The following is an 11684-nucleotide window of genomic DNA, read 5'->3' as shown; positions in this document are numbered from 1 at the left end:
GCAGCTGGCACCTCACCCCGGCCACCGCATAGCGAAAGGGCCGCCCGGCCCACAGCCGAGCAGCCCCTCAAACAAGATTTTCAGCAGCCTTCTAGTAGGACTCCGTTAGGTCTTTCGCGTGGTCGTGGTCAGCGGCATGGTGGGTGTGTGGATGCACATGAAGTGAACCGTGTTCGGGCGAAGTTGGCGTTATTCGTGGCGGATGTGTTCGCCTCGGTGCCGCGCAAGGACCAGCGGGCCAAGAGCGACTGCTATCTGCGGGGACTGATGGTGGACGGTCGCCGCAAGTCGATCCAGGCCATGGCCTCGCGACTGCCGGACGGCAACGAGCAGAACCTGCAGCAGTTCGTGAACCAGTCCACCTGGGATCCGGTGCCGGTGCGGCGCCGGATCGCCGAGCGGATGGTGCCCCTGATCGGCCCGGATGCCTGGGCGGTCGACGACGTGTCGTTTCCCAAGGACGGCAGAATGTCGGTCGCCGTTGCCCACCAGTACTGTGGGGCCCTGGGCAAGCAGGCGAACTGCCAGGTCGCGGTCAGCGTGCACGCGGTCACCGACACCGCCTCCGTCCCGCTGCAGTGGCGGTTGTTCCTGCCCAAGGAGTGGGACAGCGATGTCGACCGCCGTCGTCGCTGCCGGGTGCCCGATGGGGTCGGGCACCGGGAGAAGTGGCGCCTGGCCTTGGACACCCTGGATGAGCTGGCCACCTGGGGCTTGGTGCCGCCGGTGGTGGTGGCCGACGCCGGCTACGGACAGAACGCCGACTTCCGTGCCGGGCTGGCCGACCGGGATATCGCCTACGTGGTGGCCGTCCGCTCGGACGTGACCGTCCACCCGCATCACGTGACACCCGTTGCCCCGCCCTGGTCCGGCAACGGCCGCCGGCCGCAGCCCCGCTACCGGGACAAGCCGTCCTCGGTGGCCGACCTGGCCACCAGCCGCGGACGGCAGGCATTCACTGAGGTCACCTGGAGGGAAGGCTCTCGCGGGCCGATGCGCTCGCACTTCCTGGCGCTGCGCGTGCGGCCCGCCGGGGTCCGAGCCCGCCGCCTGGCCCAGGCCGCCGCCACCGCGCGCGACGGCCAGTGGGATGGCGTCTTGCCCGAGGTGACGCTGCTGGCCGAATGGCCCGAGGAAGCCGAAGCACCCACCGACTACTGGCTGTCCAACCTGCCGGCAGACACTCCGGTCACCGAACTGGTCCGCCTGGCGAAGATCCGCTGGCGGATCGAGCACGACTACCGGGAACTCAAGCACGGCCTGGGCCTGGACCACTTCGAAGGCCGCTCCTGGACCGGCTGGCACCACCACGCCACCCTCGTCACCGCCGCCCACGCGTTTCTCACCGAGCAGCGGCTGGCCCCAAAAGCCCGCACACCGGCCTCACCCTCTACCAGACCCTCGATGCACTCCAAGACCTGCTGAACTGCTGGACCGGCATCTGCACCACCTGCCACCAGCCCCTACCCCGGACCAGACACCAGCCAGCAAGATCCATTTCAACCTAACGGAGTCCTACTAGACGGCCTCGACCTCGGCCACCTGGGCCCGGGCCCCGCGGATCCGCTCCACCTGCACGGCGGTGACGGCCCGCACGGCCAGCGCCCCGGCGACGGCGGCGCCCACCACGGCGGCGTCGCAGACGAGCAGTGGCCACACCTCGCCGTAGGCACGCCCGATGATCTCGTCCGTGGAGTCGCGGTACACGACCCCTACGCCGCCGAACGTGCCCAGCAGCCACAGCGCCCACCACACGTCGACGGAGCCGGGAAGCCGGCGCCCGGGAGCGCTGCTGCGGAACGCGTCGACGACGATCCCGCGCGGAACCCACAGGTTGAACACGGGCAGGACCCACCCGAGATACACCCAGAACCCCAGGTACTTGGGCGCGTCCCCCGACAGCGCCCGCGCGTTGTCCCGCAGCCGCCACAGCCAGGACAGGAACAGCAGCGCGCAGACCAGGGCGAGCCCGGCCCCCGCCGAGGTCACCCAGTGGTACGAATCCTCCAGGGAGTTGAGCGGCCGGTGCACCCCGTTCCCCTGGTCCGGCGGCCCGTCGCCCGGCTCCCCCGCGACGGCGAGCCGTACCTCCCACACCCCGCGCACCAGCCAGGCGAGCCCGGCCAGCAGCAGTCCCCCGACAGCCAGCCGCCCGGCCACCTGGACGGGCCGGTACGCGACCCAGGGGGCGGCGGACTGATCTTCCTCTTCGGTCACCGCGCCATCCTGTCGTACGGAAGCGGCACGCCACCAGGGAGCTCGGGCGAGGGACGCCGTTGCGCCGTTCGGGTGCATCCGTCACGCGGTCGGCCGCGCGTCGGGCGTCGCCCGCACCGCTTCGCGGCAAAGGATGGCAAGTAGCCGACTTCATGGCATGCGCGGACCGCGAGCATCAGGAGACAGACGACTTGTGAGCATCCTCAACGAACCCCATGGTGCCGCCGCGGCCGAGGACGCCTACGAGAGCGAGGTGCCGGTCAGGGGCAGGCAGCCCGGCAATGTCGTGGTGAAGTGGATGACGACCACCGACCACAAGACCATCGGCACGCTGTATCTGGCGACGTCCTTCGCGTTCTTCCTGATCGGCGGCGTGATGGCGCTCATCATGCGCGCCGAGCTGGCCCGGCCGGGCCTGCAGATCGTCTCGAACGAGCAGTTCAACCAGCTGTTCACCATGCACGGCACCGTGATGCTGCTGATGTTCGCGACGCCGCTGTTCGCCGGTTTCACCAACTGGATCATGCCGCTGCAGATCGGCGCGCCCGACGTGGCCTTCCCGCGGCTGAACATGTTCGCCTACTGGCTGTACCTGTTCGGCTCGCTCATCGCGGTGGGCGGCTTCCTCACCCCGGACGGCGCGGCCGACTTCGGCTGGTTCGCCTACTCCCCGCTGACGGACGCGGTCCACTCGCCGGGCGTCGGCGGCGACCTGTGGATCATGGGCCTGGCCTTCTCCGGCTTCGGCACCATCCTCGGCTCGGTCAACTTCATCACCACGATCATCTGCATGCGGGCCCCCGGACTGACCATGTTCCGCATGCCGATCTTCGTGTGGAACGTGCTGCTGACCGCCGTCCTGGTGCTGCTGGTCTTCCCGATCCTGGCCGCCGCCCTGTTCGCGCTGGAGGCGGACCGCAAGTTCGGCGCCCACGTCTTCGACGCGGCCAACGGCGGATCCCTGCTCTGGCAGCACCTCTTCTGGTTCTTCGGCCATCCAGAGGTCTACATCATCGCGCTGCCGTTCTTCGGCATCATCAGCGAGATCATCCCGGTGTTCTCACGCAAGCCCATGTTCGGCTACATGGGCCTGATCGCCGCGACCATCTCCATCGCCGGCCTGTCCGCGACCGTGTGGGCCCACCACATGTTCGTCACCGGCGGTGTGCTGCTGCCCTTCTTCGCCTTCATGACCTTCCTGATCGCGGTCCCGACCGGTGTGAAGTTCTTCAACTGGATCGGCACGATGTGGAAGGGCAGCCTGTCCTTCGAGACGCCGATGCTCTGGGCGGCGGGCTTCCTGGTCACCTTCCTCTTCGGCGGCCTGACCGGGGTCATCTTGGCCTCGCCGCCGATGGACTTCCACGTCTCCGACTCGTACTTCGTGGTGGCCCACTTCCACTACGTGGTCTTCGGTACGGTCGTCTTCGCGATGTTCGCCGGCTTCCACTTCTGGTGGCCGAAGTTCACCGGCAAGATGCTGGACGAGCGCCTCGGCAAGATCACGTTCTGGACGCTGTTCGTCGGCTTCCACACCACCTTCCTGGTCCAGCACTGGCTGGGCGCCGAGGGCATGCCGCGCCGCTACGCCGACTACCTGGCGGCCGACGGCTTCACCGCCCTGAACACGGTCTCCACGATCGGTTCGTTCCTGCTCGGCCTGTCGATGCTGCCGTTCCTCTACAACGTGTGGAAGACGGCCAAGTACGGCAAGCCGGTCGCCGTGGACGACCCCTGGGGCTACGGGCGCTCCCTGGAATGGGCGACGTCCTGCCCGCCCCCGCGGCACAACTTCCTCACCCTCCCCCGGATCCGCAGCGAATCCCCGGCGTTCGACCTGCACCACCCCGACATCGCGATGCGGGAGCACGAACACCCGGTCCCGGCGCGGCCCGACCGAGGACAGGGGTGATCGGACTGCCGAGGCAGGGAGCCGACGACGCGCTCGCCAACGAGGTGGAGGGGTACCTGCTCTGGCAGGCCCGCATCGCCGAGGCCGAGCGGCGCGCTGAGGAGTTCACCGGGCCCCTGGAGTGGCTGACGACCGCGCAGCGCGAGGAGATCGAGCGCCGGTACGTCGCCGACAGCCTGACCAGGGCCCGGGCCGACCTGGAACGCATCGCGGCCCGCTGCATGTCGCTGCGCGCCGAGTACGAGCACCGCTACGACGAACTGCGCCGCCGCTGCCTCGCCGTGACCCTCGCGGTGTGCACCGGCTGCACGGCCCTGGCCACGCTGTTGCTCCTCCTGTGACCGAAGCCGTCACCGGGAGGCCGCAGGGCCGTCACGCCATCCAGAAGAACACCGCCGTCATGCGCTTGTCCTCCAGCGTGGTGCCGCAGTAACCCGTCGCGCTGTGCACCAGGTTGGCGTTGTACAGGAGGAGGCGGTTGTACCTGTGGGGAACCCGGACGTCCTCCTCGAAGTGGTCGGCCGGGACGAACCTCGTGCCGAGGGCCTCGACGAGGTTGTTGTGCGGGGCCTGCACGATGTTGCCGCCGAGCCGGCCGCCGGGCAGTGACTGGCGGTAGAAGGCGGTGCCGCAGTTCTTGGGGACACCGGGGTTCAGGTACAGCACGGCGGCGTACCGGCACAGGGCGCGGGAGTCCGTGTGCGGCCGCGGTTCGCTCTCGCCCTCGCCGACCACCTGGACGCAGTTGTGGTTGAGGGTGCCGCCGCCGGGCGCCTGCTGCACCCACAGCTCCTTCGCCCCGGTGGCCTGCTTCACCAGGCCTTCGACGCGGGCGAGTTCACCGGGTTCCAGTCCGGGCATGGCGCGCAGGCCGGGCCAGGTCTCGGAGGTGTACGGGTAGCCCTCGACCCAGTCGTCCTTGGCCAGACACCGCTCCCGTACGGCGTCCACCTCGGGCAGGACGTCGTCGAAGACCCAGTAGTCGCGGCCCTTGGTGGGCTTGCGGTAGGGCAGGACGGGGAGGGAGGCCGGAGCCGGGGTCCGTGCGCCCGGCATGCGGGACGGTGGTGGCTGTGGGGGCATGGGGCGAATCTATGCCGCGACTTCCTCTCGCCTCTCCCGAGGAATGGTCAACTCTTCTTTACCCGCACCAGAGATACAAATCTTTACCCGCCGCACCGATACGAACGGCCCCCGCATCCGTACTGCTGTGCGTCCGAACCGCCCCGCGCCTACGCCTGGGCGGGATCCACGACCGGGCAGGAGGCACGGTGCGCTTTTCGCGGAACGCGACGGGAACGCTCTTCGTGGGCGGTGCGATGGCCATGACCCTCGTGGCACTCGCCTACCCGAGCATGCTCGGTCTGAGCAAGGTCTCCACCGCGCAGGACCGCGTCATCGCCAACACCCAGTGGGGGCCGCTCACCGAGCAGGACCGGGACTTCGTGGTGAAGGTGCGGGCCGCCGGCCTGTGGGAGTACCCGGTCGGGCAGATCGGGCTGCAGAAGGGCACCACACCGGCGGTCATCACGGCCAGCAAGCACCTGGTCGACGGGCACGCGGCCCTGGACACCACCTGCCGCAAGATCGCGCCGCTGCTGAACATCGCGCTGCCCGACCTGCCGAGTCCCCAGCAGCAGGGCTTCGTCAGCCAGCTCAAGGCGGACAGCGGGAAGAAGTTCGACAGCGACTTCGCCAACATCCTGCGGATGACGCACGGCTCGATCTTCAACACCATCTCGAAGATCCGGTCCACCACCAAGAATTCGCTGGTGCGCGCCCTCGCCGACCAGGCCAACGACACCGTGCTGGACCATATGACGGTGATGGAGAAGACCGGTCTGGTCGACTTCGACCAGACCATCTTCCAGCAGACCACCCCGCCCAAGCTGCCCAACTCCGACCTGACCCCGCCACCCCCGGCCGCCGGTCAGCCGGAGGTGGTCCTCACCCCGCCACCGAACGCCACTTCGACGCCCGTCGACATCAACGGGCTGACCGGCAACAACGGAGGTGCGGGCGCGAGTCCGGGGGCGAGCCCGAGCCCGACGGTGGGTTAGGCCAGCCAGACGGTCGTGTCCGGCGGGAGGGCCCTGCCGTCGAGCGGGGAACTGGCCAGCAGCACCTCCCCCGGCGGCAGCGGCACGGCCTGGCCGGAGAGGTTGGCCAGGCAGCGCCAGTCCTCGGAGCGGGCGAAGTCCAGCACGCCGGCGGGGGCGTCCGGGGTCCAGGTCAGCGTCTCGCCCTCCAGCAGCTTGCGGCGCAGCCGCAGGGCGGTGCGGTACAGCTCCAGGGTCGAGCCCTCCACCTCCGTCTGCGCCTCGACGGCGTACGCCGCGAAGGACGACGGCTGCGGCAGCCAGGCGGCGCCCGGCCCGAAGCCGTACGACGGTCCGTCCGTCGTCCACGGCAGCGGCACCCGGCAGCCGTCGCGGCCCTTGCGGACATGGCCGGTCTGCTCCCAGATCGGGTCCTGGAGCACCTCGGTGGGCAGGTCGGCGACCTCGGGCAGGCCGAGTTCCTCGCCCTGGTAGAGGTACGAGGATCCGGGCAGCGCCAGCATCAGCAGGGTGGCCGCGCGCGCCCGGCGCAGCCCGGCGCCGGTGTCGATCGCGGGCGCGCTGCCGCCGGACAGCAGCCAGGCGGCCGGGTCGGTGCCGGACGGAAGCATGAGGCGGGAGGTGTGCCGTACGACGTCGTGGTTGGACAGCACCCAGGTGGCGGTGGCACCGGCGGCCCGGGCGGTGGCCAGCTCGTCGGTGATGACCCGGCGGAGCTCGTCGGCGTCCCAACGGGTCTGCAGGTACTCGAAGTTGAAGGCCTGGTCGAGTTCGTCGGCGCGGGCGTACAGGGCGCGGCGGGGGCCCGGGACCCAGGCCTCGGCCACGGCGGTACGCGGCAGGCTGTAGGCGTCGAAGATCTTGCGCCAGTCCCGGTAGATCTCGTGGACCTCGTCGCGGTCCCAGTACGGGTGGCTGCCCGGCGGGACGAGCGGGAGGGCCTCCTCACCGGTCGCGCCGATGTTCCCGATGTCCCGCAGCGGCTCGGCGAGGTCCTTGACGAGGCCGTGGGCGACGTCGATCCGGAAGCCGTCGACGCCCCGGGCGGACCAGAAGCGCAGGGTGGTGCGGAAGTCGGCGCGGACGTCCTCGTCGTCCCAGTTGAGGTCGGGCTGCTCGGGGGCGAAGAGGTGCAGGTACCACTCGCCGTCCGGGGTCCGCTTCCAGGCGCTGCCGCCGAAGACGGACTGCCAGTCGGTGGGCGGGAGTTCGCCGTGGGCGCCGCGGCCGGGGCGGAAGACATAGCGCTCGCGGGCCGGGGAGCCGGGCGCGGAGCGCAGGGCCTCCTGGAACCAGGGGTGCTGGTGCGAGGTGTGGTTCGGGACGATGTCGACGACGACCTTCAGACCGAGCCGGTGGGCCTCGCCGACCAGGGCGTCGAAGTCGTCCAGGGTGCCGAGGCGGGGGTCGACGTCCCGGTGGTCGGCGACGTCGTAGCCGCCGTCGGCCAGTTCCGAGGGGTAGAAGGGGCTCAGCCACAGCGCGTCGACGCCGAGGCCGGCGAGGTGGTCCAGACGCTGGGTGATGCCGCGCAGGTCCCCGAGCCCGTCGCCGTCGGCGTCGGCGAAGCTGCGGGGATAGACCTGGTAGATGACGGCCTGGCGCCACCAGTCGGGGCTCTTGGAGGAGAGGTCCGGGGTGCGGTCTGCCATACGGGATCCCTTCGGGCAGGACGACGGTACAAGGAATCTGTCCAGCTTGCCCGGAAAAGGAACCTTAGGGCGGCATGCCCTGGGCCGCGTTGCGCCACACCTTCACGTCGAGCGCGGCGTACGTCGCGAGGACCGCCCCTTACGGCCCTCGTCACCCGCGGGCGCCGGTGAGGTCGGTGCGCGGCGTCGGAGGCCGGGTGGGTGAGCAGGCCGCGGCCCGTCGGCGGGCCGAAACCAAAGGGGCCGGCCCGGATCGGTCAGGGTCGCTCGACCGTCTCCAGGTACAGCTTCACGTAGCGGGCCACGTCGACCTCCAACGCCACGTCCACCAGGGCCTGTTCGCGTCGACCCTCGTGGAGTTCGGACTCGCCGTGGCGGGGGCGGCGGTCGACGATCGTCTGGCCCCGGGTCGGGCCCGGGGCCAGGGACACCTCGACCGGCAGCAGCCGGGTGGTGATGCCCTGCGGGTCGGCGACCGCGCACACCGCGCCCGCGTCGCCGAGTCCGCCGGCCTCCTCCGCCTCGGGCTCCTCGCCCTGCGTGGTGGGCCGGTGGGCGAGCAGTTCGCCGGCCAGCCGGGTGCCGGGGTCGCTGCTCGCGCGCATCCGGTGCACGTCCGCGGCGTCCACGACGACCTGCATGAAGACGTCGAGGCCGTACATGGTGATCGGCACGCCCGCGGTGAGCAGGATCGCCGCCGCCTCCGGGTCGTGCCAGACGTTGAACTCGGCGACCGGCGTGGCGTTCCCGACGGCCACCGCGCCGCCCATGAAGACGATCCGCTCGATGTTGCGGGTCACCTCCGGGTGGGCGCGCAGCAGCAGGGCGATGTTCGTCAGGGGCGCGGTGGGGATCAGGGTGACCGGGCGCGGGGAGGCCAGGATCTCGCGGCGCAGCAGCGTCACGGCGTCCAGCTCCGAGGCGGTGCGCCGCGGCGCGGGCAGGCCCAGGTCGCCCATGCCGTCGGCGCCGTGCACGTGCTGTGCCGAGCGGGCCGGCTCGATCAGCGGGCGTGCGGCGCCCCGGCCCACCGGGATGTCCGGGGCGCCCGCCTGCTCCAGCACGGTGAGGGTGTTGCGGACCACGCCGTCGACGTCCGTGTTCCCGGCCACACAGGTCACCGCCCGCAGATCGAGGCCCGGGTGGCGCACGGCCAGCAGCAGGGCCAGGGCGTCGTCGACCCCCGTGTCGCAGTCGATGATCACCGGGATGGGCTGACCGGTCACGGCGGACTCCTTCCGTCAAGCCGACCTTGGATCAGTTCCGACCTTAGATCAGTTCGGTCACTCCCACAGGGCGGTGCCGCGTTCCGCCACCCGTCCGGCGATCTGGGACAGCAGCTCGGGCACCGGCAGCTCGCCGGGCCGGCGGCCGTCCCGCAGCCGTACCGCGGCCAGGCCCGCCGCGGCCTCACGGGCACCGATCACCGCCTGGTACGGCACCAGGCGCGCGGCGCGGATCCGGGCGCCGAGGCTGCCCTGGTCCGGGCCTGCGAGTTCGGCCCGCAGTCCCAGCGCCACGGCCTCGCGCACGACCGCCGCCGCCTGCTCCACCTGCTCCTCGGCGACCGGCAGGACCACCAGCTGGACGGGCGCCAGCCAGGCCGGGAAGGCACCCGCGTGCGCCTCGATCAGGTGGGCGACGGCCCGCTCGACACTGCCGATGATGCTGCGGTGCACCATGACCGGCCGGTGCTTCGCACCGTCGGCGCCGATGTAGTGCAGGTCGAAGCGGGCCGGCTGGTGGAAGTCGATCTGCACGGTGGACAGGGTGGACTCGCGGCCGGCCGGGTCGGCGATCTGCACGTCGATCTTCGGGCCGTAGAAGGCGGCCTCGCCCTCCGCCTCCTCGTACTCCAGACCGGACGCGTCCAGGACCTCCCGCAGCAGGACGGTGGCCCGGCGCCACAGCTCCGGATCGGCGACGTCCTTCCCGCCCTCCCCGGGCAGCGACAGCCGGTGCCGTACGGCCTCGATGCCCAGGTCGGCGTAGGCGCGGGCGATCAGCTCCAGCGCGGCGCGGGCCTCCTGAACCGCCTGGTCCAGGGTGCAGAAGATATGCGCGTCGTTGAGCTGGATGGCACGCACACGGGTCAGGCCGCCGAGGACGCCGGAGAGTTCGGCACGGTGCATGCCGCCCAATTCGGCGATGCGCAGGGGCAGCTCCCGGTAGCTGTGGGAGCGGGAGCGGTAGATCAGGGCGTGGTGGGGGCACAGGCTGGGCCGCAGGACGACCTCCTCCGCGCCCAGCCTCATCGGCGGGTACATGTCGTCGCTGTAGTGGTCCCAGTGCCCGGAGATCTCGTACAGCTCCCGTTTGCCGAGCACGGGCGAGTACACGTGCCGGTACCCGGCCCGGCGTTCGGCCTCGCGGATGTACTCCTCCAGGGTGTGCCGTACGACCGCGCCGTCGGGCAGCCAGTACGGCAGGCCCGCGCCGATCAGCGGGTCGGTGTCGAACAGACCGAGCTCGCGGCCGAGGCGGCGGTGGTCGGGCAGTGCGTCGCTCATGGGCGGGTCTCCTCGCTGCGGGAGGCGAACGCCCACGGCACGCCGAAGCCCCGGGGCGTTCGCCCCGGGGCTTCGATGCTGGTCAGGTGTCAGCGCGCCGGGACGGTCTCCGGCGTCGTCGTGCTCTTCGGGCACTGCTGGGCGCGCTGCATACGGCGACCGTAGCAGCCGCCGAAGCACCAGGTCGACGCGTTTTCCGCGCACCGCTCACCGGCATACGGCGGGCCGGTCACCCGGACGGACCGGAGCGCTGGTGGGCCGGTCGGGCCGGTGGTGCCGTGAGATCAAGCACCGCATCGGCAGCCGGCCCAGGAGGCACTCCATGACCCACGAGATACGCCCCCGCAGCCTCCTGTTCTGGCTGATCGTCGCCGGCCTCCTCGCCATGGGCGGCTTCGCGGCCCTCAGCCTGAAACAGCCGGAGACCGCGCCCCAGCCCCTCCCGACGATCGACAAGCCGTCGCCGACGCCGAAGGCGTCCACGCGGGCCGACGGTGCCTCCCTCACCGACCAGCAGGCGCAGGCCGCGCTCCTCACCCAGACCGACCTCGGCGCCCCCTGGACGGCGACCCGCGGGGCGGCCACCTGGCGGGACCAGCTGCTGAAGGCGACCACCTCGGCCGGCGCGTGCCAGCGGCTGCTGGACGCCCTCTACACCGACGAACTCCTCGGCGGCCCGCCCCGCGTCGCCATCGGCCTGGACGACGCCGACACCAACGCCCAGCTGCGCTACCAGATCGCCGCCCGCCGCCCCGCCGACGTGGACGCGGCGCTCGCCTGGCTGAAGACGATGCCAGCGCAGTGCGCGCGGTTCACGGCCACCACGGAGACCGGGATCACGGAGGACATCCAGGTCGACGACGCCCCGCTGCCGGAGGTCGGGGACGCGCGCCAGGGCCTCAGGGTCAGCCTCGCCGCCACCGATTCCGACGGCCGGCACGGCGTGCTGACGCTGGAGGTGGCCGCCGTCCGGGTCGGCCAGGACGCCTTCGCCCTCACCAACGGCGGCCTGGGCGACGTCCCGAACGACGCGACCCAGGCCGCCGTCCAGATCGGCGCCCTGCGCCTGGCGGACATCCGCAAGCAGGGGAGGGCCCAGGTGTGAGCCGGGGTGCCGCTTGCCCCGGGCGCCGCCCCGGGCCGGCTCCCTTTCGGGCTTCCCGGGGCGCGGTACAGGAGAGTGGCCCCACCACGAACTTCACCAGTTGAAGGCTCCCCTCCCTGGAGGGAGGGAATGCGTCACCCTCCAGGGCTGAGCGGGGATTTACGGCTCAGGCCGCCGCCGGAGCCGGCGGCTCGGGTGGTCTTACGCCCTCGGCACCGTCCGGGTTCC

The 11684-nt window shown here is 71.2% G+C and carries 10 protein-coding genes; 5 read left to right on the top strand and 5 right to left on the bottom strand.

The annotated features are described in order from the left end of the window. Positions 1-147: 147 nt before the first annotated feature. Positions 148-1425, top strand: coding sequence for an IS701 family transposase (locus tag ACIBJF_RS48570; RefSeq protein ID WP_399184301.1), 1278 nt, complete (start codon positions 148-150; stop codon positions 1423-1425). A gap of 93 nt (positions 1426-1518) precedes the next feature. Here the strand turns inward: ACIBJF_RS48570 and ACIBJF_RS48565 are convergent, their stop codons facing one another. Continuing rightward, positions 1519-2217, bottom strand: coding sequence for a DUF4328 domain-containing protein (locus ACIBJF_RS48565; protein ID WP_399184300.1), 699 nt, complete (start codon positions 2215-2217; stop codon positions 1519-1521). A gap of 193 nt (positions 2218-2410) precedes the next feature. On the opposite strand from ACIBJF_RS48565, the gene ctaD reads away from it, so the two are divergent. Both ctaD and ACIBJF_RS48555 read left to right on the top strand, forming a co-directional pair. Beyond that, positions 2411-4129: a cytochrome c oxidase subunit I gene (ctaD, locus tag ACIBJF_RS48560; protein WP_399184299.1), complete on the top strand. Its 1719-nt coding sequence runs from the start codon at positions 2411-2413 to the stop codon at positions 4127-4129. Continuing rightward, a complete protein-coding gene (locus ACIBJF_RS48555; protein ID WP_399184298.1) occupies positions 4126-4470 on the top strand; it encodes a cytochrome C oxidase subunit I in 345 nt (114 codons plus the stop codon). The genes ctaD and ACIBJF_RS48555 overlap by 4 nt, the downstream gene beginning before the upstream one ends. A gap of 31 nt (positions 4471-4501) precedes the next feature. Here the strand turns inward: ACIBJF_RS48555 and ACIBJF_RS48550 are convergent, their stop codons facing one another. Beyond that, entirely contained in the window at positions 4502-5212 is a 711-nt protein-coding gene (locus tag ACIBJF_RS48550; RefSeq protein ID WP_399184297.1) for a DUF6445 family protein, read from the bottom strand. A gap of 242 nt (positions 5213-5454) precedes the next feature. Here ACIBJF_RS48550 and ACIBJF_RS48545 point away from each other — a divergent pair, with 242 nt between their 5' ends. Next, positions 5455-6189, top strand: coding sequence for a DUF4142 domain-containing protein (locus ACIBJF_RS48545; RefSeq protein ID WP_399184302.1), 735 nt, complete (start codon positions 5455-5457; stop codon positions 6187-6189). Here ACIBJF_RS48545 and ACIBJF_RS48540 read toward each other — a convergent pair. The 3 genes from ACIBJF_RS48540 to thrS form a co-directional block, all read right to left on the bottom strand. Beyond that, complete coding sequence (locus ACIBJF_RS48540; RefSeq protein WP_399184296.1) at positions 6186-7841, bottom strand: glycoside hydrolase family 13 protein; 1656 nt, start codon at positions 7839-7841, stop codon at positions 6186-6188. The genes ACIBJF_RS48545 and ACIBJF_RS48540 overlap by 4 nt on opposite strands. 257 nt (positions 7842-8098) lie before the next feature. After that, a complete protein-coding gene (locus ACIBJF_RS48535; protein ID WP_399184295.1) occupies positions 8099-9067 on the bottom strand; it encodes a nucleoside hydrolase in 969 nt (322 codons plus the stop codon). Positions 9068-9124: 57 nt separating this feature from the next. After that, a complete protein-coding gene (gene thrS, locus ACIBJF_RS48530; protein ID WP_399184294.1) occupies positions 9125-10351 on the bottom strand; it encodes a threonine--tRNA ligase in 1227 nt (408 codons plus the stop codon). Between the two features lie 322 nt (positions 10352-10673). Here thrS and ACIBJF_RS48525 point away from each other — a divergent pair, with 322 nt between their 5' ends. Next, positions 10674-11456, top strand: coding sequence for a hypothetical protein (locus ACIBJF_RS48525; protein WP_399184293.1), 783 nt, complete (start codon positions 10674-10676; stop codon positions 11454-11456). Positions 11457-11684 lie beyond the last annotated feature (228 nt).

The sequence above is a fragment of the Streptomyces sp. NPDC050743 genome, assembly GCF_044456925.1.
Classification (GTDB): domain Bacteria; phylum Actinomycetota; class Actinomycetes; order Streptomycetales; family Streptomycetaceae; genus Streptomyces.
This window is presented reverse-complemented; position numbering and strand designations above follow the sequence as displayed.

What these genes read in the sequence shown, in the direction of transcription:
- ACIBJF_RS48550 (WP_399184297.1), bottom strand. Translation starts at nt 5,212, where the DNA reads ATGCCCCCACAGCCACCACCGTCCCGCATGCCGGGCGCACGGACCCCG.
- ACIBJF_RS48545 (WP_399184302.1), top strand. Translation starts at nt 5,455, where the DNA reads ATGACCCTCGTGGCACTCGCCTACCCGAGCATGCTCGGTCTGAGCAAG.
- ACIBJF_RS48540 (WP_399184296.1), bottom strand. Translation starts at nt 7,841, where the DNA reads ATGGCAGACCGCACCCCGGACCTCTCCTCCAAGAGCCCCGACTGGTGG.
- thrS (WP_399184294.1), bottom strand. Translation starts at nt 10,351, where the DNA reads ATGAGCGACGCACTGCCCGACCACCGCCGCCTCGGCCGCGAGCTCGGT.
- ACIBJF_RS48525 (WP_399184293.1), top strand. Translation starts at nt 10,674, where the DNA reads ATGACCCACGAGATACGCCCCCGCAGCCTCCTGTTCTGGCTGATCGTC.